The 23,487-nt window shown below is 71.8% G+C and carries 23 protein-coding genes; 8 read left to right on the top strand and 15 right to left on the bottom strand.

What is annotated here, in order from left to right; translation table 11 throughout:
• Positions 1–80 precede the first annotated feature (80 nt).
• Together ACZ6JY_RS36400 and ACZ6JY_RS36405 are read right to left on the bottom strand one after the other, a co-directional pair.
• Positions 81–734, bottom strand: a complete 654-nt coding sequence (locus ACZ6JY_RS36400) for a YceI family protein (RefSeq protein WP_469203117.1) — start codon at positions 732–734, stop codon at positions 81–83.
• Between the two features lie 172 nt (positions 735–906).
• Positions 907–2,043 (bottom strand): glutamate--cysteine ligase 2, encoded by a 1,137-nt coding sequence (locus ACZ6JY_RS36405; protein WP_469203118.1) that lies wholly within the window; start codon positions 2,041–2,043, stop codon positions 907–909.
• 174 nt (positions 2,044–2,217) lie between these two features.
• Between ACZ6JY_RS36405 and ACZ6JY_RS36410 the strand changes: the two genes are divergently transcribed.
• The 4 genes from ACZ6JY_RS36410 to ACZ6JY_RS36425 all read left to right on the top strand — a co-directional run bounded on the left by ACZ6JY_RS36410 (position 2,218) and on the right by ACZ6JY_RS36425 (position 5,057).
• Positions 2,218–3,183: an LLM class F420-dependent oxidoreductase gene (locus ACZ6JY_RS36410; protein ID WP_469203120.1), complete on the top strand. Its 966-nt coding sequence runs from the start codon at positions 2,218–2,220 to the stop codon at positions 3,181–3,183.
• Between the two features lie 125 nt (positions 3,184–3,308).
• Positions 3,309–3,728, top strand: coding sequence for a hypothetical protein (locus ACZ6JY_RS36415; protein ID WP_469203122.1), 420 nt, complete (start codon positions 3,309–3,311; stop codon positions 3,726–3,728).
• Positions 3,729–3,886: 158 nt separating this feature from the next.
• Positions 3,887–4,291 carry a hypothetical protein gene (locus ACZ6JY_RS36420; protein WP_469203123.1) on the top strand — a complete coding sequence of 135 codons (405 nt, stop codon included), beginning with the start codon at positions 3,887–3,889 and terminating at the stop codon, positions 4,289–4,291.
• A gap of 82 nt (positions 4,292–4,373) precedes the next feature.
• On the top strand, positions 4,374–5,057 hold the full coding sequence (locus tag ACZ6JY_RS36425; RefSeq protein WP_469203124.1) for a DUF6766 family protein: 684 nt from the start codon (positions 4,374–4,376) through the stop codon (positions 5,055–5,057).
• Between the two features lie 25 nt (positions 5,058–5,082).
• Here the strand turns inward: ACZ6JY_RS36425 and ACZ6JY_RS36430 are convergent, their stop codons facing one another.
• From ACZ6JY_RS36430 to ACZ6JY_RS36445, 4 genes are all read right to left on the bottom strand, one after another.
• Positions 5,083–6,099: an iron-containing redox enzyme family protein gene (locus tag ACZ6JY_RS36430; RefSeq protein ID WP_469203125.1), complete on the bottom strand. Its 1,017-nt coding sequence runs from the start codon at positions 6,097–6,099 to the stop codon at positions 5,083–5,085.
• Complete coding sequence (locus tag ACZ6JY_RS36435; RefSeq protein WP_469203127.1) at positions 6,096–6,350, bottom strand: CDGSH iron-sulfur domain-containing protein; 255 nt, start codon at positions 6,348–6,350, stop codon at positions 6,096–6,098. Before ACZ6JY_RS36435 ends, ACZ6JY_RS36430 begins: the two co-directional genes overlap by 4 nt.
• A complete protein-coding gene (locus ACZ6JY_RS36440; protein ID WP_469203128.1) occupies positions 6,334–7,026 on the bottom strand; it encodes a HemK2/MTQ2 family protein methyltransferase in 693 nt (230 codons plus the stop codon). Before ACZ6JY_RS36440 ends, ACZ6JY_RS36435 begins: the two co-directional genes overlap by 17 nt.
• A 235-nt stretch (positions 7,027–7,261) precedes the next feature.
• Positions 7,262–7,825, bottom strand: a complete 564-nt coding sequence (locus tag ACZ6JY_RS36445; protein ID WP_469203223.1) for a DUF6328 family protein — start codon at positions 7,823–7,825, stop codon at positions 7,262–7,264.
• Positions 7,826–7,959: 134 nt separating this feature from the next.
• Here ACZ6JY_RS36445 and ACZ6JY_RS36450 point away from each other — a divergent pair, with 134 nt between their 5' ends.
• Positions 7,960–8,196, top strand: coding sequence for a DUF5133 domain-containing protein (locus ACZ6JY_RS36450; protein ID WP_469203130.1), 237 nt, complete (start codon positions 7,960–7,962; stop codon positions 8,194–8,196).
• Between the two features lie 3 nt (positions 8,197–8,199).
• Here the strand turns inward: ACZ6JY_RS36450 and ACZ6JY_RS36455 are convergent, their stop codons facing one another.
• The 4 genes from ACZ6JY_RS36455 to ACZ6JY_RS36470 all read right to left on the bottom strand — a co-directional run bounded on the left by ACZ6JY_RS36455 (position 8,200) and on the right by ACZ6JY_RS36470 (position 11,801).
• Positions 8,200–9,597: an NADP-dependent succinic semialdehyde dehydrogenase gene (locus ACZ6JY_RS36455; protein ID WP_469203133.1), complete on the bottom strand. Its 1,398-nt coding sequence runs from the start codon at positions 9,595–9,597 to the stop codon at positions 8,200–8,202.
• Between the two features lie 157 nt (positions 9,598–9,754).
• Positions 9,755–10,171 carry a CBS domain-containing protein gene (locus tag ACZ6JY_RS36460; protein ID WP_469203135.1) on the bottom strand — a complete coding sequence of 139 codons (417 nt, stop codon included), beginning with the start codon at positions 10,169–10,171 and terminating at the stop codon, positions 9,755–9,757.
• Between the two features lie 139 nt (positions 10,172–10,310).
• Entirely contained in the window at positions 10,311–10,784 is a 474-nt protein-coding gene (locus tag ACZ6JY_RS36465) for a nuclear transport factor 2 family protein (protein WP_469203136.1), read from the bottom strand.
• A 126-nt stretch (positions 10,785–10,910) separates the two neighbouring features.
• Entirely contained in the window at positions 10,911–11,801 is an 891-nt protein-coding gene (locus tag ACZ6JY_RS36470) for a glycoside hydrolase family 19 protein (RefSeq protein WP_469203138.1), read from the bottom strand.
• Between the two features lie 233 nt (positions 11,802–12,034).
• On the opposite strand from ACZ6JY_RS36470, the gene ACZ6JY_RS36475 reads away from it, so the two are divergent.
• Complete coding sequence (locus ACZ6JY_RS36475; RefSeq protein ID WP_469203140.1) at positions 12,035–12,901, top strand: GNAT family N-acetyltransferase; 867 nt, start codon at positions 12,035–12,037, stop codon at positions 12,899–12,901.
• 17 nt (positions 12,902–12,918) lie between these two features.
• Here the strand turns inward: ACZ6JY_RS36475 and ACZ6JY_RS36480 are convergent, their stop codons facing one another.
• Positions 12,919–15,237 carry a glycoside hydrolase family 3 N-terminal domain-containing protein gene (locus tag ACZ6JY_RS36480; protein WP_469203142.1) on the bottom strand — a complete coding sequence of 773 codons (2,319 nt, stop codon included), beginning with the start codon at positions 15,235–15,237 and terminating at the stop codon, positions 12,919–12,921.
• Between the two features lie 166 nt (positions 15,238–15,403).
• Between ACZ6JY_RS36480 and ACZ6JY_RS36485 the strand changes: the two genes are divergently transcribed.
• Both ACZ6JY_RS36485 and ACZ6JY_RS36490 read left to right on the top strand, forming a co-directional pair.
• Positions 15,404–17,308 (top strand): ABC transporter ATP-binding protein, encoded by a 1,905-nt coding sequence (locus ACZ6JY_RS36485; protein WP_469203144.1) that lies wholly within the window; start codon positions 15,404–15,406, stop codon positions 17,306–17,308.
• A 112-nt stretch (positions 17,309–17,420) separates the two neighbouring features.
• Entirely contained in the window at positions 17,421–18,644 is a 1,224-nt protein-coding gene (locus ACZ6JY_RS36490) for a metallophosphoesterase (protein WP_469203146.1), read from the top strand.
• A 2-nt stretch (positions 18,645–18,646) separates the two neighbouring features.
• Here the strand turns inward: ACZ6JY_RS36490 and ACZ6JY_RS36495 are convergent, their stop codons facing one another.
• Genes ACZ6JY_RS36495 through ACZ6JY_RS36510 form a run of 4 tightly spaced genes read right to left on the bottom strand, consistent with a single transcriptional unit; the run spans position 18,647 to position 23,487 of the window.
• Positions 18,647–20,275 (bottom strand): AMP-binding protein, encoded by a 1,629-nt coding sequence (locus tag ACZ6JY_RS36495; RefSeq protein WP_469203148.1) that lies wholly within the window; start codon positions 20,273–20,275, stop codon positions 18,647–18,649.
• 44 nt (positions 20,276–20,319) lie between these two features.
• Positions 20,320–21,327 (bottom strand): acyl-CoA desaturase, encoded by a 1,008-nt coding sequence (locus ACZ6JY_RS36500; RefSeq protein WP_469203150.1) that lies wholly within the window; start codon positions 21,325–21,327, stop codon positions 20,320–20,322.
• A gap of 7 nt (positions 21,328–21,334) precedes the next feature.
• Positions 21,335–22,168 carry an SDR family NAD(P)-dependent oxidoreductase gene (locus tag ACZ6JY_RS36505; RefSeq protein WP_469203152.1) on the bottom strand — a complete coding sequence of 278 codons (834 nt, stop codon included), beginning with the start codon at positions 22,166–22,168 and terminating at the stop codon, positions 21,335–21,337.
• A complete protein-coding gene (locus ACZ6JY_RS36510) occupies positions 22,165–23,487 on the bottom strand; it encodes a protoporphyrinogen/coproporphyrinogen oxidase (RefSeq protein ID WP_469203154.1) in 1,323 nt (440 codons plus the stop codon). Before ACZ6JY_RS36510 ends, ACZ6JY_RS36505 begins: the two co-directional genes overlap by 4 nt.

Consider the following 23,487-nt stretch of genomic DNA (forward strand, 5'->3'; position numbering starts at 1 on the left):
TCACCGTGTTCGAGATTCTGACCGATTCGCTGGACTCACTCGACGAAGTCACCGCCTCCGCGCACCCGGTACAGCTCCGGCTAGGCCACGGGCGTGGCCCGGATCGCGGAGATGTCGAACTGTAGGCGGACCTTCTCGCTCACCATGGTGCCGCCCGCCTCCAGACGCTGGTTGTAGACCAGGCCCCACTCGGTGCGGTCGATCGTGGTGGTGCCGTCGAAGCCCGCCCGCTCGAAGCCGAAGGGGTCCACGACCGAGCCGAGGTAGTCGAGCTGCAGCTCGACCGGCCGGGTGACGTCACGGATGGTCAGATCCCCCGCCATGCGGAAGCTCTCGCCCCCCTCGTGCAGCGCGGAGGTGCTGCGGAACGTCATCTCCGGATGGCGGCGCGCGTCGAAGAAGTCGGCGCCGACGAGATGCGCGTCGCGCTGCTCGACGCCCGTGTCGACGCTGCCGACCCGGATGGCTATCTCGGCCCGCGACTCGGAGGGCCGCGCGCCGTCGAAGTAGAGCGTGCTGTCGTAGTCACCGAAAGCACCGCGCACCGTCGTGACCATCGCGTGCCGCACCGAGAATCCGATGCGGCTGTGCGGGCGGTCGATGGTCCACTCCCCGGTCAGCGCGCGCAGCGCCGGGTCGAGCGCGGCACCGGCGGCCGACGAGGATGACGCACCGGAGCGGGCATCCCGCGTCCGCTCTATGGTCGCCGTCTGGCGGCGGCTGAAGATACCCATGATGTCCGTGGTCTCCTTCGGAATTGATCACTCCGTGCTATCACGCCCGCCGCTGTGCGTGAGCCGCGAGAGGGGGAGCAGGGCAAAGCTCTACGAGATCAGCACGGATGTGGACGCACGTCCGGCCGACCCGGCGTTACGCACGGTCACAGCGGCGGCGGGATGCTCCTGTCTACGAAGCCTGCGTGCGGCGGACGCACTCGGCGACCATGGCGCTCAGGCTGCCCGTGCGGTCCAGGAGCCCGCGCTGGACGCGGGCTCCGTTGCCGTGTTCGAGCAGGCCCGCGGCCGTGCCGCGGGCCATGTCCAGGTCCCCGGCGTCGGCGAGGGCGTCCCCGACGTGGTCGAGGAGCGCCCGCACCACCTCGGCGGCGGGCGTGGGCCGCATGGTCACCGGGTCGAGCAGGACGTCGTCGATGCCGGACCGCGCCGCCCGCCACGCGGCGAGCCGCAGCAGGCTGACGCCGTGCGGCAGCGGCGGCCGGCCCGCGCGGTGGTCCCGCGCGGCCGTCTCGACCAGCGCCCTGGCCAGCGCGGCGACCAGGATCGTCGTCGAGGCCTCCAGGCAGACGTCGGCCACCCGGATCTCGACGGTGGGATAGCGGTGGGAGAGCCGGGCGTCGAAGTAGACCATCCCGCGGTCCCGCAGGACACCGCTGGTGACCATGGCGTCGACCTGCCGCTGGTACTCCTCGGCCGAGCCGAACAACTCGGTGGGTCCTGCCATCGGCCAGCGCCCCCACACCCGGTTGCGGTAACTGCTGTACCGGCTGTCGTTCCCCTGCCAGTAGGGCGAGTTGCCGCTCAGCGCGAGCAGCACGGGCAGCCACGGCCTGACGCGGTCGATGACGGCCACGCCCTCCTCGTCCGACTCGACGGACACGTGGATGTGGCAGCCGCAGGTGAGCTGCTCCTGGGTGGTGAGGCCGAACTGCTCGTCCATCCACCGGTAGCGCGGTCCCACGTTGAGTTTGGGGCTGACCGGCAGGGGAGAGGTGGCGAGGGCGGCGACGGCGGCTCCCACGTCGCCCGCGTGCCGGTCCGCGTCCGCGCGCCACCTGACGACCTCCTCGAGAAGGCTGTCCATGCTCGTACGGGGCTGCGTGGCGAACTCCAGCTGCTGTCCCTGGAGCTCCTTCTCGAACGTCTCCTCCTCGGGAGCGCGGTAGTCGGAGTCCTGGGGTTCGGCGCAGGTGTTGTCGCCGGTGTCCCTGGCGGCCCGTGCCAGTACCGCCGAGGACAGTGCCCTCGGTTCGCCGCTCTCGCGGTCGATGAGGAGGAGCTCCTCCTCCACTCCTACAGTGCGCACGCTGCCCGTCCTTAGAACTCTCCGCACCGGTGGCGGGCGCCACCGGACCCTTCTCACGTGTGGCGGGAACCACCGTGGACGTGCGTGTACCCCGAAGCCGGGACCGCAGCCGCCGTCAGAGGGCTACGGGCGGTCGAATGTTTCAGCGAGAGCATTTCGGCAAAGCGATGTTTTATGGTGCAAATCGGCTACACAATGATGACTGAGCAAGCCGGGCCCCGCGCTCTGGTCGACGATGTGGTCGCGGCGGAGCGTGCCGGTTTCGACTTCTCCGTCACCTCCGACCACTACTTCCCGTGGCTGGAGTCCCAGGGGCACTCGCCGTACGCGTGGAGCGTCCTCGGCGCGGCGGCGCAGGCGACCTCGCGCATTCCCCTCATGACCTACGTGACCTGCCCGACCGTCCGCTACCACCCTGCCGTGGTGGCGCAGAAGGCCGCGACCATGCAGCTCCTCGCCGAGGGCCGCTTCCGGCTCGGCCTCGGCTCGGGCGAGAGCCTCAACGAGCACGTCGTCGGGACCGGCTGGCCCTCGCCGAAGGTCCGCGTCGAGATGCTCGAAGAGGCCATCGAGATCATCCGGGCGCTCTTCACCGGCGACAACGTGAACCACCAGGGCACCCACTTCGACGTCGCGGACGCCCGCCTCTGGGACCTGCCCGACGAGCTGCCGCCCATCGGCGTCGCCGTCTCGGGCAAGCGGTCCTGCTCGGTGGCCGGACGCCTCGCCGACCTGGTCATCGCGACCGAGCCCAAGGCCGAGCTCCTCGACGCCTTCGACCGGCACGGCGGCAGCGGCAAGCCCCGCGTCGGCCAGCTCCCGGTCTGCTACGACACCGACAAGGACGCGGCGATCGCCCGCGCCCACGACCAGTTCCGCTGGTCCGTCGGCGGCTGGCCGGTCAACTCCGAGCTGCCGGGCCCCTCCGGCTTCGCCGGTGCCACCCAGCACGTGACCCCGCGGGACCTCGCGGAGACCATCCCCTGCGGCGACGACGTCGACGCTTTCGTGGCGGCGGTACGCCCCTTCGCGGAGGCGGGCTTCACGGAGATCGCGCTCGTCCAGGTGGGCGGCGACCACCAGCGTCCCTTCATCGAATGGGCGGAGAAGAAGCTGCTGCCCGCATGCCGCGAGCTCTGACCCCCGGATACCCGGGACGCCCCCGGATACCCGAGACGCCACCGGGTACCCGCGCTCCATCAGCCACAGCCAAAGGCACAGCCACCTAAGCCACCTCCACCTGCCATCCCACGGAGAGACTCAGCGTGAACGACACCCCGAACGCCGCATCGCCCGACCCGGATTCCCCCTCCCCCTACCTGGTGCAGGTCGTCCTCGACCAGTGCTCGGCGGCCGACGCCGACACCGTCTTCGGCGTGCTGCGCGAACACTTCCGCTCCGACCGGGGAGAGGACGCGCCCCGCCAGACGGGCCAGCACGAGCCCGCCGTGTGGACCGGGGAGTTCTGCGCGGACAAGCCCCCGGGGCCCGTCTCCGGCGTCCTGCTCGCGGACTCCGTCACCGCCGACCTTCAGGGCGGCCCCGTCGCGGTCGACCGGGTGCACTCGGTCCTGTGCTCGGCCTTCGTCGCCGAGGAGGGCGGCAAGGCCTCCGGTGACCAGGAGGTCCAGCTACAGCTCCGGCTGACGGGCGCCGAGCACGGGGAGCCCCGCAAGAAGGCCTGATCGGGCGCACTCCTCCGCGTGTCGTACGCCGAACCCCGGGGCGCCGGCTCGGCGTACGGCATCGTGTCGGCAGTGCTCGCACCCGGCGCGGGACCCCCGCGGGGTGACGCAGGGTGCGGCAGCCCACGGCCCGGCGGCCCGCGAGGGGAGCGGTATCGGTGCGCGCGAGAGGCTCGGCCCTGCTCACGGTGGCGCTGCTCGGCGCGCTCACCGGCTGCGGCGGCGTCGACGTACGCGAGGACGCCGCGGCACGGGCGGCCACCCGCTTCGAGGAGAGTCTGCGCACCGCGGACACCGCACGCGGCTGCGCCGCGCTCGCCCCGGGCACCCGCGACGAACTGGAACAGAACGCCGAGCTGCCCTGCGCACGCGCCCTGCCCGACGCCGGACTGCCCGACGCGGGCCCTGTCCGCTCCGTCGACGTCCACGGAAAGCAGGCACGGGTGGTGGCCGCCGGGGACACGCTCTTCCTGTCGTCCTTCCCGCGCGGCTGGAAGGTCGTGGCCGCGGGCTGCACCGAACGCCCGGAGCGGCCGTACCAGTGTCTGATCAAGGGCGGTTGAGCGTGCGGACGTTGTTCACGGCGTACCTGGTGATGGTGCTCGGCGGCCTCGCCTACTGCGTGGCCCTGGGGCTGATGCAGCGATGACGGGCCCCCGCCGCTTCCTCCGCGACAATGGACTGACCCTCGCCTTCGGCGTGGCCTTCCTGCTCTCCCTCGCCGGACAGGCCGTCGCGGGCCACGCCGACTTCAACAACCAGCTCATCGCCGAGGACCTGCAACCGCTGAGCTTCGGCGGCTACCTCCTCAGCTCCGACTTCGCCGTGGACGTGACGGAGAACTGGCAGTCCGAGTACCTGCAGTTCTTCCTCTACATCTTCGGCACCGTCTGGCTGCTCCAGCGCGGCTCGCCGGAGTCCAAGCAGCTCCACAAGGCGGGCGTCGAGTCGGACGAGGAACAGAAGGTGGGACGGCACGCCAAGTCCGACTCACCGCGCTGGGCGGCCGCCGACGGCTGGCGCCAGTCCTGGTACGCGCGCTCGCTCGGCACCCTGATGTGCGTGCTGTTCCTGCTGTCCTGGCTCACCCAGTCCGTGACCGGCGTGGCCGCGTACAACGAACAGCACCTGCGCGAACTCCAGGCACCCATCAGCTGGCAGCAGTACCTGGGCGCCGCCGACTTCTGGTCGCGCACCCTCCAGAACTGGCAGTCCGAACTGCTCGCCGTGGGCTCGATGGCCATCTTCTCCGTCTATCTGCGCCAGCGCGGCTCACCCGAGTCCAAGCCCGTCGGCGCACCGCACGGCGCGACCGGCGTCGAGGGCTGACCGCCGCCCACGCGGCACGCACCCCTCATGCTTCGCGCATCGCGCTGCGGCCCTGCCGCCAGCTCCCCAGCAGCAGCGCGCCGAGCCGGTCCTCCAGGAAACCGGTGGTCTGGATGCCGAACGCCACGTCGGCGTCGAGATCCGGCTCGGCGGCGAGGAGGCCGCCGACGACATCCCTGCGGACCACCTGCTCGTGCACCGCGTCCGCCTCCACGTGTTCGTCGTAGAACCGCTGCGCGGCCGGCCCCGCACCGACACGGCGCAGGGCGGCGGCCAGCCGCCGTGAGCCCGGCGGCGAGGTGACCTCGACAGCCGCGAAGTGCCCGACCAGCGCGCCGCGCAGCGCGCGGTGCAGGCCGAAGAGCGACATCAGGTTCACCGTGGCGATGGCCTCCGCGGGCGCCGCCTCGGTGTAGTGGCCGTAGTCCGTCTCGAGGTCGAGGTCGGCCATCAGCTCCGCGAACAGCCGGGCGTGGATGTCCTCGGCGCGCCCGGCGCCGAACTCGTCGAACTCGATGGCCACCATGGCCGCCTTGGCCCTGCCGTGCAGCCGGGGGATGACCCAGGCGTGCGGGTCGGCCTCCTTGAGGTGGTACAGGGAGCGCAGGGCCGCGTACTCCCTGAGCTGCCACAGCTCTCCGTCGCGCTGGAGGTGGTGGCTGACGCTGCTCCCGTCGTGGCCGACGGGTTCCACCAGGAGCCCGGCCAGGGCCTCCTCGGCGGTGTCGACGGAGGGGACGTCGGCGCGCAGGGCCTGGAGGAACCGCTGCTCAAGGGCGTGCCGCACGGTCAGCAGCCCGGGGTCCCACTCCCGCTCGTCGGAGACGTCCGCGTAGCCCTGGTAGTGGAGTTCGTACAGGACGTAGAGGGCGAGCTGGAGGTCTTCGCCGTACGGGTCGGCGTCCGCCGCCTGCCGCTGGAGACGGGGCGCGGGCCCGGCCTGCCGCAGGGCGGCGATGACCCCGTCGGAGAGATCGCCTCGGGGGGCGGGCAGCGCGGGGCTGTGGAGGCGTGATTCCCGGGTGGCGGCGGGGGCGCTCATGACGTCTCCTCCGTTTCCCCGGAGCCGGCCGCCGTGCGCGCACGACGGCCCTCCGGTTTCACTCGCTTGCGGTGGCTGGTGTCGCACCACGGGTACATGCGGCTGCGGCGGCAGGTGCAGATCGCGACGTTGAAGCGCCGTGACGTGTGGACGGTCCCGTCCTCGCCCACAACCTCGACGGGGCCCTCCAGCAGGAGCGGTCCCTCGGGGTCGACCGTGACGCGGCGGGGGCGGTCATCGGCGTTCGGCACGGATCACCACCAGTTCTTCGAGGTTCTCGTCCGCGCCGAGGAGGTTCTGGCTGCGCAGCCACGCCTTGCGGGAGCGGAGCACCGGGCCGAGCGGGATGTACTCCCGGTCGGTGACCCTCGGGACCATGCCGGCCTCCCTGAGCCTGGTCAGCGTGGTGTCCACGTCGCAGAGCGCGGAGTGCACCATCAGCAGGACGCCGTCCTCGCGCAGGGCGTGCGGTGCCGCCTCGCAGACCCGGTCCACGATGGACCGGCCGCGGGGGCCGCCGTCCCAGGCCCGCGCCGCGCCGCGCCGGGGCAGCACGGGGGAGGGCGAGGGGACGTAGGGCGGATTGCTGATCAGGAAGTCGTACGGGCCGTCCGGCGCCGCGGCCGCCAGGTCGCCCCGGCGCACGGTGACCGACTGCCCGGCGAGGCGGGCGTTGAGCCGCGCGGTCAGCACGGCCCGCCGGGAGATGTCGACCGCTGTGACCCGCCCGCCCCGGCGGGCCGCGGCCACGGCGAGCGCGCCGCTGCCCGTGCCCAGGTCCAGTACGGACGCGCCGTCGACGGCCTCGCGGCGCAGGGCGCGGATGAGCAGCTCGGTGTCGTGCTGGGGTGCGTATACGCCGGGCGGGGCTATCAGGCGTGCCGGGCGTACCGGGGTCGGCATGGGTATCCGCGTCTGCGTCGTCATACGGCGTCTCCCGTCTGTGGGAACTCCCACGAGGGGCGTCCCTCCCTCCACACTCCGCCGATTCGCAGGGCGTCACCAGTCGAACCGTGACAGTTCGTGACAAGTTGCGAACAGTGCGGATTTCTTCCAGGCTTCCGTCCCGGAACTGAGTGCCCGCCCCGCCCTGATCCATTCCTCGGCGCACGGAAGCGCCCGGCCGCCACCTGGTGTGACCGCCCGGCCGGCGCCCCACCGACTACTGACGACCCGCGTCCTCGGCCTTGTCGTCTTCCTCGTCCTGGTCCGGCGTCGTGTGGCGGTGCCGGGCCCAGGCGGGCAGCACGAACCAGCAGAGCAGGTACCAGCCGACGACTCCGGCCACCAGGAAGGGCACCACGTCGTTGTGCGTGGCCACGCGCAGCACGAGCAGCAGCGCCGCCGTCAGGGTGCCGAGGAGCAGCACCAGGCCCACGAGGGTGAGGCGCGAGGCCCACGCCACCGACTCCGGTTTGATGCGGCGGCCCGTCACCAGGCGGTGGAAGGAGACGGGGGCGATGAGGGCACCCGTCGCCGTCGAGCCGAGGACGACCGTCACGATGTAGATGGCCCGGTCGGTGTCGCCCAGATTCGCGAACCGCTCGGTGAAGACGACGGTGAGCAGGAAGCCGAAGAGGATCTGCACGCCGGTCTGCGCCACCCGGACTTCCTGGATGAGCTCCCCCCAGCGCCGGTCCGCGCGCTCCTCCTGCGTCTCGCGGCGGCCATCACCCCCGGGCGCCTCCCGGCTCTTGTCATCGGCCCCGCCGCGCAGCACGTCCACGGCTTCGAGTCTGCCCACGAACCGGGGAAACGACAATCGGAGAGATCGGCGCCGATCCTGATTCGAGTGACCGGGGCGGGGCAGACGGACCGCTGAGGGAAATGCTCACGACAGAGCCTGAGGGAGGAGCCCCCGTGCTGCTGGCACACCCCGTCCTGCTGGAAGACCTGGTGAAGCGCTACAAGGCCCTGGCGAAGCTGCGTGCCGACCAGGGCAGCGCCGCGAGCCGCCAGGAGTACGAGGACGTCGCGTACAGCCTGTGCGTCGCGACCGGTACGAGCGACGTCGACGCCGCGCTGCTCGCGGCCAGCCACCGGCTGCCGGGTGCCCGCACGGCGGACGACTCCCTGCTGACCGCCGAACACCTGTGAGGTCTACTCGGTCGGGCCGTACCAGACCGTCGTGGCGTTGCAGAACTCGCGGATGCCGTGGCCCGAGAGCTCACGGCCGTAGCCGGAGCGCTTGACGCCGCCGAAGGGCAGGCCGGGGTGGGAGGCGGTCATCCCGTTGAAGAACACGCCGCCGGCCTGGAGGTCGCGTACGCAGCGCTCGATGTCGGCGTCGTCGCGGGTCCACACGTTGGAACTGAGCCCGAACGGCACGTCGTTGGCGAGCGTCACCGCCTCGTCCAGGTCCCGCACGCGGTACAGCGTGGCCACGGGGCCGAACGTCTCCTCGCGGTGGACGCGCATCTTGGGGGTGATGTCCGCCAGGACGGTGGGGGAGTAGAACCAGCCTTGGTCCCGGTCCTCGGGACGCCCGCCGCCGCAGAGGGCGGTCGCGCCCTGGCCCAGGGCGTCGTCGACGAGCTCCTCCAGGGCCGCGCGGCCCTGTTCGCTGGAGAGCGGGCCGACGTCGGTGTTCCGGTCGAGGGGGTCGCCGACGGTCAGCTCCCGCATTCCGGCGACGAACCGGTCGCGGAAGTCGTCGTAGACGTCGGCGTGCACGATGAAGCGTTTGGCGGCGATGCACGACTGGCCGTTGTTCTGCACCCGGGCGGTCACTGCGGTCCTGGCGGCGCGTTCGACGTCGGCGCTGGGCAGGACGAGGTAGGGGTCGCTGCCGCCGAGTTCCAGGACGGTCTTCTTGATCTCGTCGCCCGCGACGGAGGCCACCGAGCGGCCCGCGGGTTCGCTGCCGGTGAGGGTCGCGGCGGCCACCCGGTCGTCGCGCAGGATCGCCTCGACGGCGTCCGACCCGACGAGCAGCGTCTGGAAACACCCCTCGGGGTATCCGGCCCGCCGGAAGAGGTCCTCCACGTACAGGGCCGTCCGCGGCACGTTGGACGCGTGCTTGAGCAGGCCCACGTTGCCCGCCATCAGGGCGGGGGCGGCGAAGCGCACCACCTGCCAGAGCGGGAAGTTCCACGGCATCACGGCGAGCACGACGCCCAGCGGGCGGTAGTGGACCATGGCCTGGGTGGCGCCGGAGTCCGTCACGTCGGCCTGCGCGGGGTGCTCGTCGGCGAGGAGTTCCTCGGCGTGCTCGGCGTACCAGCGCATGGCCTTGACGCACTTCGCCGTCTCGGCCTCGGCCGCCTTGACGGGCTTGCCCATCTCGGTGGTCATCGTCCTGGCGATGTCGGCCGTGTCCTCTTCGAGGAGGTCGGCGGCCCGGTTCAGCAGCCGGGCACGCTCGGCGAAGCCGGTCGTGCGGTGTTCGGCGTACGCCGCTTCGGCCGCCGCCAGGCGGCGCTCGATCTCCGCGGACCCGAGGGGCTCGAAGGTTTCGAGCGTCTCACCGGTGGCGGGGTTGACCGTGGCGATGGGCATGCGCTTCCTCCTGGTGGGGGTGCCTGGGCGCGGCGGACGAGGGCCCCCGGCCCGGGATGGCCAGCGTAGGCCGGGGGCTGCGCGGGGGCATGCGGAGAGACCGGAACGCGCCGGCCCGGGGGAGAGGAGAGCGGCGCGTTCCGGCGACGACTGGGTGTCAGTCGGTGGAGAGGGCTTCCAGGAGCTGTCCGGCCTTGGGGTCGGCGAGCGCGCGGGCCGCGTCGGCGAGCGCCACCATCCCGACCAGGGCGTGGCCGTCGATCACCGGGAGCCGCCGTACCTTGTGGCTCGTCATGGTCGCGAAGATCTCGTCGGCGCTGTCGTCGGCGCCGATCGTCACGGCCTCGCCCTGCGCGAGCTCCCCCACGAGCACCTTGGAGGGGTCCTTGCCCTTCCCGAGGACCTTGACCACGATGTCGCGGTCGGTGAGGACCCCCTTGAGGCGGTTGTCGGTGCCGCAGATGGGCAGCGCGCCGACGCCGAGTTCGGTGAGCTTGGCGGCCGCCTGAAGGACGGTCTCCTCGGCTCCCGCGCATTCGGCGCCCGGGGTCATGATGTCGCGAGCGGTGGTCACGTGTGCCTCCTTGCCGGTCGTTGGGCGTTGCGGTCCGGTGTGCCGGACCGTCGACGTACCGGACCGTCGACGCCCTCCGGGTGCCCAGCCGGGCGGGACGTAACACGCCCGTCGCCCGGCGCTCATCGCACGGCGCCGCTCACAGTCCGAGTTCGGTGAGCCCGGGGTGACCGTCGGGGCGGCGGCCGAGGGGCCAGTGGTAGAGACGGTCGGACCCGGCGATGGGGAGGTCGTTGATGCAGGCGTGACGCACCGTCATCAGGCCGTCGTCGCCGAACTCCCAGTTCTCGTTCCCGTACGACCGGTACCACTGCCCGGAGTCGTCGTGCCACTCGTACGCGAACCGCACCGCGATGCGGTGGCCGTCGTGTGCCCAGACCTCTTTGATCAGCCGGTAGTCGAGCTCGCGGGCCCACTTGCGGGACAGGAAGGCGACGATCTCCGCGCGTCCGTTGATGAACTCGGCGCGGTTGCGCCACCGGGAGTCCTCGCTGTACGCGAGGGCCACCTTCTCGGGGTCGCGGCTGTTCCAGCCGTCCTCGGCGAGCCGGGCCTTGTGGATCGCCGTCTCGCGGGTGAAGGGGGGTACGGGGGGTCGCGCGGTGGTGGTCATGACTCTCCTGGTGGTTGGGCTGACGGAGAGCGTACGTTCATGAGAACCGGACCAGCGAAAGAGCGAGGGGCCGGGCGGTCCTGATACGGGATCAGGACCGCCCGGCCCCGGTGCTCGGCGCTCGCGTCAGCAGCTCAGGTTGGAGCCCGGCGTGGTGCCGAGGACCTGCGTGAACTGCTTGTAGCGGTCGATGCGGCTCTGCACCTGGGCGGGGTTGCCGCCGTTGCACTCCAGGGTGCCGTTGATGGCGCGGATGGTCTCACCGAATCCGGCACCGTTGACCATGGCGTTGTGCGGCGTCATGGTGCCCGGTCCCGACTGGGTGTTCCAGTACCAGAGGCCCGTCTGCCAGGCGACCGCCGGGTCCCGCTCCACCAGGTACGGGTTGTTCAGGAGGTCGATGCCGAGCGCGTCGCCCGCGGCCTTGTAGTTGAAGTTCCAGCTGAGCTGGATCGGGCCGCGGCCGTAGTAGGCGGCCTGTCCTGCGGGGCAGCCGTAGGGCTGGTTCGCGTCGCAGTAGTGCGGGTAGTTGGCCTGGTTCTGCTCGACCACGTGCACCAGACCGCCCGTCTCGTGGTGGACGTTGGCGAGGAACGCCGCCGCCTCCTGGCGCTTGACGGTGTCGCTGCCGGTGTTGGCGAAGGCCGGGTACTTCTTGAGGGCGTCGGTCAGGCCCTTGTACGTGTAGAACGAGTTCCGGCTCGGGAACATCTGGTTGAACTGGCTCTCGCTGACCACGAATCCGGACGGGTCGGGGTTGCCCGGGTCCGTGCCGCCGCCGCAGGTGCCCGCGTCCGCCCAGACGTCGGAGCGGCCCGGCGTCTCGTTCTGGGTCCACCACTTGGCGGTCCAGTTGTGCCCGTTGTGCGAGGCGGTCTTGCCGCCCGTGTAGACGGAGGAGGAGCTCCACGGCGAGGCGCAGGCGGCGGCGGACGCCGTGGCGGCAGCCGGGCCGAGGACGATCATCGCGCAGAGCGCGGCCAGCGCGGCCGCGAGACTGGTGAGGCGTTTGATCATGCGACAACTCCTAACGGGCGGGCGTGGGGTGGGTTCCACGTCGCCATGGGGGTGTCGGTGACTCAAGCGAAATGGTCTGAACCTGTCAAGGTCTGGACCAATATTGGTCCAGACCTTGACCAAGATGGGACCGTCGGCCGGCGCTCGGCGCCGCGCGAAAGCCGGTCGGCCGGGCAGGATGGAACGGGTGCGGTCCACGGCGGCCCACCGTGTCCTTCGAGAAGGGTGCAGCGATGACGGATTCGGCCCCCGGGCGGCTCGCGGTCTCGCGGGCGACGCTCGACGACTGGCGTGTGGTGACCGGGTGGGCGGCGGACGAGGGCTGGAACCCGGGCCTCGCCGACGCCCCCTCGTTCTTCGCGCAGGACCCCCAGGGGTTCTTCGTGGGGCGCGTCGACGGCGAACCGGTCTCCGCGGTCTCCGTGGTCAACTACGGCGACGACTACGCGTTCCTGGGTTTCTACCTCGTCCGCCCCGACATGCGCGGCCGCGGCCACGGCCTCGCCACGTGGCAGGCCGGGCTCACCCACGCCACCGGCCGGACCGTGGGCCTCGACGGCGTCCCCGCCCAGCAGGACAACTACCGCCGCTCCGGATTCGCCCACGCGCACGGCACCCGGCGCTACATCGGCGTGCTGCCCGCCCCCGACCTGCCCGACCTGCCCGACCGGCACGTACGCCCCGTCGAGGCCGCGGGCCTACGGGCGCTCACGGCGTACGACGGTGCCTGCGTGCCCGCCGACCGCCCGCGCTTCCTCCGGTCCTGGCTCGCCGCCCCCGGGCACCGGGCGCTGGCCCGTGTCGTCGACGGCGCACTCACCGGGTACGGGGTGATCCGCCCCGGCCGTGACGCGCTGCGCGTGGGGCCGCTCTTCGCGGACACGCGCGCCGACGCGGAGGCGCTCCTGGACGCGCTGGCCGCCGGGGCGGACGGCACGCCCGTCGCCATGGACGTGCCGGAAAGCAACGCGGCGGCCGTCGCGCTCGCGGAGGCGCGCGGCATGAAGCCCACGTTCGACACGGCCCGGATGTACACCGGGCCGGTCAGGGAGTTCGCGCGCGAGCGGGTCTTCGGCGTCACCACCCTCGAACTCGGTTGAGCCCGGCCGCCGTCGCCTCAGGTGATCGTCAGCGTCCTCTTGGTCTTCGCCTCCGAGCTGTTGCCGACGTAGAGGTCGACGGTGCCCTCCTCCACGACGAACTCGCCGTGCGGCGCGTTCGTCCAGAAGCCGAGGTCCTCGGCGCCCAGCCGGAAGCGGACGGTGCGTGACCTGCCCGGCGCCAGGGTGACCCGGCGGAAGCCGCGCAGCCTGCGCACCGGCTGCGTCATACTGGCCGCCACATCGTGGACGTAGAGCTGGACGACCTCGTCGCCCTCGCGGTCGCCGGTGTTGGTGACGCGCACGGACACCTCCAGGGTGTCGCCCTTGCGCAGGGCGTCCGCCGGGACGCGCTCACGGCTGAGCTTCGGCTCGCCGGTCTCGAACGTCGTGTAGCTCAGACCGTGGCCGAAGGCGAACTGCGGGCCCGGCGGCAGGTCGAGGTACTTGGAGGTGTACTTGTTGTCCGCGTCGTAGGGGCGGCCCGTCGACTCGTGGTTGTAGTGGACCGGGATCTGGCCGACCGCGCGCGGGAACGACACGGGCAGCTTGCCGCCGGGCACGACCTCGCCGAACAGCACGTCGGCGATGGCGTTGCCCGCCTCCAGGCCCGGGTGCCAGGCCTCCAGGACGGCGGGCGCGGAGTCCAGCCAGTCGCCGATGGTCAGCGGACGGCCGTTGACGAGGACGACGACGAAGGGGCGGCCGGTCGCGGCGATGGCCTTGACCAGCTTCTCCTGGGCGCCGGGCAGCGAGATGTCGCTGCGCGCCGCGGCCTCGCCGCTCATCGCTGACGGCTCGCCCACCACGACGACCGTCACGTCGGCGGCCTTCGCGGCGGCCACCGCCTTGCCGATGCCGCCGGTGTCCTCGCCCTCGGGGTCGACGCCCCGCGCGTACGTCACCTTCGCACCGGGCGCCGCACGTTTGACGGCGTCGAGGACCTTCACCGAGGGGTACTTCTTGACGGCGCCGGGGAACGACCAGGTGCCGAGGAGGTCGTCGGAGTCGCCGAAGGGGCCGACGACGGCGATGGACTCGACCGACGGCTTCAGCGGCAGCGCCCTGCCCTTGTTCTTGAGCAGCACCATCGAGCGGGCGGCGGCCCGGCGGGCCGCCTTGCGGGTGGCGGCGCTCGGCCCGTCAATGGCGTCGTCCTCGTCGACGTACGGGTCCTCGAAGAGCCCGAGGTCGAACTTGAGGCGCAGAACGCGGGCCACCGCGTCGTCGAGCCGCCGCTCGCTGATCCTGCCGTCGCGCAGCAGCTTCTTGCCGTGCTCGGCCAGGTTGGTGCTGGTCATCTCCATGTCGACGCCCGCGTTCAGGGAGAGGCGGGCGGCCGCCGCACCGTCCTCGGCGAAGCCGTGCGCGATCAGCTCCTGAACGCCGGTCCAGTCGCTGACGACCATGCCGTCGAAGTCCCACTCCTTCTTCAGGATGTCGGTGAGGGTGTGCGTGTTGCCGTGCGCGGGGACGCCGCTGATGGTGTTGAACGAGGCCATGACCGTGGCGGCCCCGGCTTCCAGGGCCGCCTTGAACGGCGGGAGGTAGAGGTTGCGCAGGCGTGACTCCGAGACGTCCACCGTGTTGTAGTCACGGCCGCCCTCGGCGCCGCCGTACGCGACGAAGTGCTTGGCGCAGGCGGCGACGCGGTCCTTGGCCCGGTAGGGCGCGGAGTCCTCGCCGTCCGCCTCACCCTGATAGCCCGTGACCTTGGCCGCGGCGAACACCGACGTCAGGTACGGGTCCTCGCCGTTGCCCTCCGCGACGCGGCCCCAGCGCGGCTCGTGCGTGACGTCCATGGCCGGCGCGAACGTCCAGTGCACACCGTTGGAGCGGGCCTCCCTCGCCGAGACCTCGCCGTCCGCCCGGGTGACGCCGGGGTCGAAGCTCGCGGCCTGCGCCAGCGGGATCGGGAACGTCGTCCAGAAGCCGTGGATGACGTCGAGGCCGAAGACCAGCGGGATGCCGAGGCGCGACTCCTCGACGGCGATGCGCTGGAGCGCGTTGGTGGACTTCGCGCCGTAGATGCTCAGCACGGAACCGAGCCTCCCCGCGCGCGCCGCGTCCTCCGCCTCCTTGGTGTCACCGCCGCCGGGACCCGTGTCGTATGTCCACGGGAGCTGCTGGAGCTGACCCAGCTTCTCTTCGACTGTCATACGGTCGAGCAGCTTCTGGATCTTGTGGTGATACGTGTTCACCGGGCGGGCCCCTGGGCTGCCCTGCGCCGCGTCTGCGCTGCCCGCACCCAGGGTGCCCACGGCGCCGAGCGCGCCTCCCGCGACCGCCGTGCCGCCCATCGCGGACAGCAGAGTACGCCTTCGTACATCACGCATGCGTTCGCCTTCTCACCTCAGTGGGGGGACAACTTCTCTGGTGACCACAAGAATTGAAGCGAAAGTACGTTCCTGTTACACGTGGGGTCAAGAGACGCGGCAGAGGCGATCGTGCCTGTTGTGAATGGTTGACCTGAAGTTAGCTTGAGGTCCTAACGTTCTCCCCATGAGCATGGAAACCACGGCCTGGACCCAGCTGTACAGCGTGATGCACGCGCAGCAGGACCGCCGCCCCTTCGCCCGAGCCACCCTCCGCCGCATCGGCACCTTCGCGCGCCCCCACCGCAAACGCATCTGGCAGTTCGTGCTGCTGAGCGTCGTCACCGCACTGCTCGCCGTGGCCACGCCCGTCCTCGCGGGGAAGGTCGTCAACGTCATCGTCTCCGGCGGCGACTCCGGCACCGTCGTCCGCTACGCCCTCCTGATCGCCGCCATCGCGCTCGCCGAGGCCGGCATCGGCCTGCTGAGCCGCTGGCTGTCGGCCAACCTCGGCGAGGGCCTCATCCTCGACCTGCGGACCTCCGTCTTCGACCACGTACAGCGCATGCCCGTCGCCTTCTTCACCCGCACCCGCACGGGCGCCCTGGTCAGCCGCCTCAACAACGACGTGATCGGCGCCCAGCGGGCCTTCAGCAACACGCTCTCCGGAGTCGTCGGCAACGTCGTCACGCTGGTCCTGACCCTCGCCGTGATGCTCACCCTCTCGTGGCAGATCACCCTGCTCGCCCTGGTGCTGCTCCCCGTCTTCGTCGTGCCCGCCCGCCGCATGGGCACACGCATGGCCAAGCTCCAGCGGGAGGCCGCGCACCACAACGCCGCCATGGGCACCCGGATGACCGAGCGCTTCTCGGCGCCCGGCGCCACCCTCATCAAGCTCTTCGGCAGGCCCGGCGACGAGTCCGCCGAGTTCGCCGCGCGGGCCCGCCGCGTGCGCGACATCGGGGTACGCACCGCCATGGCGCAGTCCGCGTTCATCACCGCCCTCACGCTGGTCTCGGCGCTCGCGCTGGCCCTGGTGTACGGGCTCGGCGGGTACTTCGCCCTTGAGGGGTCCCTGAAGGCGGGCGCCATCGTCTCGCTCGCGCTGCTGCTCACCCGGCTGTACGCGCCGCTCACCTCCCTGGCGGGCGCACGGGTCGAGGTGATGAGCGCCCTGGTCAGCTTCGAGCGGGTCTTCGAGGTCCTCGACCTGAAGCCGCTGATCGAGGAGAAGCCGGAGCCCGCGAAGGTCCCCGACGGGGCCGTGGCCGTCGAGTTCGACGACGTGCGCTTCGCCTACCCGGCCGCCGACAAGGTCTCCCTGGCCTCCCTCGAAGAGGTCACCTCGCTCGACACCCGCGGCGGCGACGAGGTCCTGCACGGCGTCTCCTTCCGCGCCGAACCCGGCCAGACCGTCGCGCTCGTGGGCTCGTCCGGGGCGGGCAAGTCGACCATCGCGCAACTCCTCCCGCGGCTCTACGACACCGACCAGGGGGCGGTGCGCATCGGCGGCGTCGACGTGCGGGACCTGTCGGCCGAGTCGATGCGGGCCACCCTCGGCATGGTCACCCAGGACGGCCACCTCTTCCACGAGTCCGTACGCGCCAACCTGCTCCTCGCCCGGCCTGACGCGAGCGAGGACGAGCTGTGGGACGTGCTGCGGCGCTCCCGGCTCGAAGACCTGGTGCGCTCCCTGCCCGACGGCCTCGACACCGTCGTCGGCGAGCGCGGCTACCGCCTCTCCGGCGGCGAGCGCCAGCGCATGACCATCGCGCGCCTGCTCCTGGCCCGGCAGCGGGTCGTCATCCTCGACGAGGCGACGGCACACCTCGACAACACCTCCGAGGCGGCCGTCCAGGAAGCGCTCGCCGAAGCCCTCGATGGCCGCACCGCCGTGGTCATCGCCCACCGGCTCTCCACGATCCGCGCCGCCGACCTCATCCTCGTCGTCGAGGCGGGGCAGATCGTCGAACGCGGCACGCACGAGGAGCTGCTCGCCCTGGACGGGCGGTACGCGGAGCTGCACCAGACGCAGTTCGCCAAGGGGCCGGGCCCGGCCGACGCCGCGGCGGAGGTCGTGGAGGCGGCGTGAGGCCCACGAGGCGGCCCGAGGCCCACGGACGCGTCGAATCCGTGTCCGGACGTCCACCGGGAGTTCATCCGTTCCCCACCATCCCCGCCCGCATCCGTGAGAGAAACCCTCCATGTGCGACGACGAGCTGATACCGCCGAGCGCGGACATGACCGAGGAGCAGTGGCTGCGGGCGGACCCCGCGCTCTCGCAGGGGCCGGTGGGGGAGCGGGTCCGTGCCATGCGGGCGCCGGGGCGGCGGGCCGTGCTCGGCTCGGTGGTGGCGGGCGCGGCGGCGCTCACGGTCCTGCCCGGCGCGGGCCACGCGCCCGCGGCGGCCGCCGCCCGCGCCGACACGTTCCCGCTGCCCTCGGCCCCCGGCCGGAACGGGGAGTACGCGGTGCTCCTGACCGGTGACGCCGGTACGGGCGAGGAGGCGCAGCACGCGGTGGCCGCCGCGGCCCGCGAGGTCTGCCGCGCCGAAGGGGTCACCCTGGCCGTGGGCCTCGGCGACAACATCTACGAGAACGGACCCGAGTCCGCGGACGACTCCGAGTTCCGCACCAAGTTCGAGGAGCCCAACGCGGGCCTGGACATGCCGTGGCTGATGGTCCTCGGCAACCACGACTGCTCAGGGCTGATACCCGGCAGCGGCGGCGACCCCTCGCGCGGCGACCGCGAGGTCACCTACGCCAAGGGTTCGCCACGCTGGCACATGCCGGGCCGCTACTACAACGTGGCGCTGCCGGGTACCGGCGAGGACGGGCCGCTGGTGGAGTTCTTCGCCATCGACACCAACCCCGTCTCCTCCTACGTGGCCCAGCTCGACCCGCGCTACCGGTGGGACGGCCCCTACATGCGGGAGCAGCGCGCCTGGCTGGACGGGGCGCTCAAGGCGTCACGGGCCCGCTGGAAGGTGGTGCTCGGCCACCACCCGTACCTGAACAACGGCAAGCACGGCAGCGCCGGTTCGTACGACGGCTTCGTGATCGGCAACTACACCAGCGGCATCCACCTCAAGGAGCTGTACGAGGAGGTGGTGTGCGGTCGGGCCGACCTCATCCTCTCCGGCCACGACCACACGCTCCAGATCCTGGAACCCACCACCCGCACCGGCGGCACCCGCCAGATCGTCTGCGGGGCCGCGGGCAAGGCGGGCGACGGCAAGGCCCACTTCACCCACCCCGCGGCCTGGCAGAACTTCGCCGACCACGGCTTCATGCTCCTCAAGACCTCGGAGCGGGCGATGACGCTGGACGCGTACACCGTGGACGTCCCCACCCGCACGGCCCGCCTGGCCCACAGCACCCGCACGGCGCGACCGCTCGGCGCGACCGCGTCCGCGCCGGTGCGGTGAGGTCAGGCGAACGTCACCCGCGCCACCGGGGCGAGCTGGTTCCCGTCGAGCAGGGCCCGGCAGCGGAAACGCTGGATCTTGCCGCTCGGCGTCTTCGGCAGGACGCCGCGCGGCAGGAACAGGCACTCCGCCAGCGCGACCCCGGCCTTCTCCATGGCCAGGGTCGCCGCCTCATCGGCTATGGGGCGGTAGTCGCGCGGGTTGCCCTGCGCCTCCACCAGCAGGACCAGCCGCGACATGCCCGAGTCGCCCGCCTCGACGACGGCGGCGCAGCCCTTGCGCACGTTCTTGAGGCTGTCGACCGCCGACTCGATCTCCGAGGCGTACACCTTCCTGCCGCCCACCGACAGCATGTCGTCGGCCCTGCCGAGCACATACAGCTCACCGTCCCGCACGAAGCCCAGGTCGCCCGTGCGCAGCCGGCCGTCGACGAAGCGGGCCGCGGTGCGCTCGGGGTCGGCGTAGTAGCCCCGCGCCAGGCTCGGTGACGCCACCTCGATCTCGGCGATGGCGCCGTCCGCGCCCGCACGGACCGAGACGCCGGGCAGGGGCGTGCCGTTGGAGACGAGGCGGGTGGCCTTCGGGTGGTCCGGGGCCACCTCGACGACCCGGCCCTCGACGAGCGCGGGCCCGTCGAAGGCGAGCGCCCCGGGCGCCTGGTCCCACGGCTTGCCGGTCACCGCCAGCGTCGCCTCCGCCATGCCGTACGCGGGCTGGAAGGCGGTGTCGGACAGACCGAAGGGCCGGAACTTCTCCGTCGCCGTGGCCAGAGTGCCCCAGTCGACGCGCTCGGCGCCGATCACGGCCGCCCGCAGCTTCAGCTCCTTGGGCAGCTCCCCCCGGCCCTGCGCGCGCGCCGCGAGGTAGACGGCGGTGCTCGTGCCCGCCGTCATGGTCGCCCCGTACTCCGACATGTCACGGAACCAGGTGCGCGGCGCCATGCCGAACCGGTCCGGTGAGGAGAGCACGAAGTCGAAGTCGTACGCCCACGAGTACAGCAGGCAGCCGAACATGCCCATGTCGTGGGAGAGCGGCAGCCAGGAGGCGACGGTGTCCGCGCCGGGCCGTCCGCCCGTCAGGTGCAGGATGATCCGCAACTGCTGCTCGATGGCGCGCGTCGTGAGCGCACACCCCTTGGGCGTGCTGGTGGAGCCGGACGAGTACTGGATGAACGCCAGGTCGTCACGGCCCGGCGGGCTCGGTGTGCACCGCGCGCCCGTGCCGCGCAGCTTCGACCAGCCGTACACCGGGAGCCGGCCGGCGAGCCCCGGCGGGACCATCGCCGTCAGCCAGTCGTCGACGAGCAGCAGCGTCGGGTCGAGCCGCGCCGAGAGGGCGACGAGCTGGTCCCCGTACGCCTCGCCGCTCTGCCCCCGGGTGGGCAGCGGGAGCGAGGCCACCGCGCCGCCCGCGAGCCAGACCGCGAGCAGCCCGCGCACGGTGTCGGGGGTGTTGGTGAGGATGCCGGCGACCCGCGTGCCGGGGCCGACGCCGAGGGCGCGGAGCTCGGCGGCCATGCCGTGGGCGTCCCGGACGACCTCGCGCCAGGGCGTGTGGTCGAACGCGTCGCCGTTCCACTCGTGCAGGACGCCGTGCGAGGCGCCGTTGGTCAGGGCGTTGAAGAACTCCATGCGTGTGATTCCCCGTTGACTTGTTGGGTCCCCGTGCGGGGCGGCTACTCGACGTCGACGAGAGACGTGTCGGAGTCACGCCGGCGCTCGGCCATGGGGGCCAGGTTCTGCTGCGACTCCAGGAGCTGCTTCTTGTCCAGGGCGGAGCCGGAGACCCGGCTGACGTTGGCCTCGCGCATTTCCATGCGCTCGGGGTCGATGCGGACGACCTTCCAGGCCAGGTGGGTCTTCTCCAGGGACCAGATGAGGATGGCGGAGAGGTCGATCTCGTACCACTTCATGCCGTGCCTGGCCGAGCGCGGGAAGGCGTGGTGGTTGTTGTGCCAGGCCTCGCCGAAGGAGGGGATGGACAGCCAGGCCACGTTGCGGGACTGGTCGGTGGTCTCGAAGCGGCGGCGGCCGAAGACGTGGCCGACGGAGTTGACCGCGTAGGTCATGTGGTTGATGAGGAAGATGCGGACCAGGCCGCCCCAGAGCATGCCGGTCAGGCCGGCCTTCCAGTCGCCGCCGGTGATGGCGAAGGCGATGAGGCCGGGCAGGACGACGCTGGAGGCGGTGACCAGGACGAGGTTCTCGCTGAGCCAGCGCAGGGGCTTCTCGCGGACCAGGTCGGGGCAGTAGCGCATGGGGTCGGAGGAGAGGCTCACGTCGAAGAGCCAGCCCAGGTGGGCGTGCCACAGACCGGCCATGGTGCCCTTGAAGCCCGGCTCGAAGTCCAGGTGCGGGGAGTGGGGGTCGCCGGGCTTGTCGGCGACGCGATGGTGTTTGCGGTGGTGGGCGGCCCAGATCAGCGGCGGGCCCTGCCCGGCCATGACACCGGCGGTGGCCAGCGCGATGCGGATGGGTTTGTAGGTCTCGAAGGAGCGGTGGGTGAGCATGCGGTGGTAGCCGGCGGAGATGCCGAAGCCGGAGATCGCGTACATGATGACCAGCACGACGACGTCCGACCAGCCGAAGATCTCGTTCCACAGCAGGCCCATGGCGCCGAAGACCGCGACCAGCGGTATCAGCGACGCCCCGAGGATGAACCAGCGGTGTTTCCTGCCGTCCATGTACCTCTCACTTCCGGAAGTTGGGTGTCCGACGGTCTTGCGTGGTGCTTCTCGCGCTGCGCAGCATGGGCAGGAACGCCCGGCGCAGCACGGGGAAGAGCAGCGGTCGCGGGGTGTGGCGGCCCGCGAGGTACTGGGCCTTGGCGACCGGGCCCGGGACCACGAGACGGCGCCCCTGCTCCAGGCCCCGCAGGCCCGCCTCGGCGACGCGCCCGGGCGTGAGCCAGGCCAGGAACGACCGGTCCTGGAGGCCCGGCACACCGCCCACCGCGTAGAAGTTGGTCCGCACGGGACCGGGCGAGAGCAGCGTGCAGCTCACCCCCGTGCCGCGCAGCTCGACGTGGAGCGCCTCGGCGAAGGTGTTGGCGAACGCCTTGGTCGCCGAGTAGGTGGCCGCTGTCGGCACGGGCTGGTAGCCCGCCGTGGAACCGGTGACCAGGACGCGGCCCCGGCGCCGGGCCAGCATCCCCGGCAGCAGGGACTGGGTCAGGGCGTGCAGCGAGACGACGTTGACCTGCACCTCCGCGCTCTCCAGCACGGGGTCGTTCTCGCTGAACGGACCGCAGGTGGGAAATCCCGCGTTGGCGCAGAGCACCGTCACGGGGTGCGCGGCCAGCTCGTCGACGAGCGCGCCGCGCGCGGCCGGGTCGGCGAGGTCACAGGTCCTGACCTCCACCGGCACGCCGTGGGCCGCCCGCAGTTCGTCGGCGAGCAGCTTCAGGGCGTCGGTGGACCGGGCGACCAGCCACAGTCCGTACCCGCGCCGGGCCAGGCCCCGGGCGAGGTGCTCGCCGATGCCGGAGGAGGCGCCCGTCACCACGGCCCAGTCGGTGCGGCTCACGCGGGCGGCCCGAGGTGGTCGGCGAGCCGGCCGGCCGCCGCGCGGCCCGTGCGCGCGCAGGCCTCGATGGACACGCCCTGGATGTAGTCGCCCGCGAGCTCCAGGCCCGCGATGTCCGTCACGCCCCCGCGGATCTCGGCGAGGAAGTCGGCGTGGTGGGGGAGATAACCGCTGTAGGCGGCCTTCCAGTGCTTGACCAGGAGGTTGACGCGCTCGGCGCGCGGCGCGCCCAGGTGGGTGACGAGCCGCTCCTCGGTCTCCCGCGTGAGCCGGTCGATGTTCTCGGGGCTCAGGTCGGTGAGCCTGCCCTCGCGTCCGCTGTACGTGTAGCGGACGATGTGCCGGTCCTCCATCCCGTACGAACCGGCGTTGCTGCACGGTCCGTCGTCCATGGCGAGCGCGCGCACGTCGTGCGTGAAGATGTCCCGGTCGTACTCCACGAGGACCACGGTCGAGGGGAAGTAGTTCACGTCGGAGAGGCGGCGGGCGAGCGCGGGACGGGCCGAGCGGACGATGTCGGCGGTGGCGTAGGCCGGGGTGGCGAGCACGACGCCGTCGTAGTCGCGGGATGTTGCCTCGGCGCCCTTCTCCGAGATCCGCAGGCCGGTGACCCTGCCGTCCCGGATCTCCACGCCCTCCACCGTGGAGTCGAGCCGTACGGGCACGCGCTTGGCGAAGGCTTCGAGGACCGGCTGGATGCCGCCCGAGAGCTGGTCGTAGTGGTCCATCAGCATGGCGATGTTGGTGCCGAACGTGCCGGGATAGACCTCGTCGGGCTCGGCACCGTTGTTCCGGATCACCATGGGCCGCACCAGCATGTCCGTCATGCCGGTGCCGAAGAACGAGCTGAGCGGGGCGTGGTCGTGCCGGCGCGAGACGCCGCTGAAGTAGCGGGAGCCGAGGAAGCGGTTGCTCTCGTCGGCGCGGATGCGGGCCGCCATGGCCGCCATCCGCGCGAAGTCGCGCGTCGAGCCCATGCGGCGGATGTTCTTCAGGGTCTGGCTGCGGCGCTCGCTGTCGAGGGTGAGTACCTCGCCGTCCTTGATGCGTGAGGCGTTGTACCCGAAGGACTCGTAGCGGTCCGAGCCGAGCTCCGAGGTGAACCAGCGGAAGGTGTGGTAGCGGCGGCCGATGTTCTTGCCGCCCGTCATGACCGGCCGGTCACCGAGCTTGTCGAGGCCGAACCGGCCGCCCAGGGTGGCATCGGCCTCGATGACTTCTACGTCGTGGCCGAGCAGGTCGAGGCGGAGCGCGGCGGTGAGGCCCGCGATGCCGCCGCCGACCACGGCTGTCCGGCGTTTGGTGCGTTCAGATGACAT

This window comes from Streptomyces sp. NPDC046335, assembly GCF_055587985.1.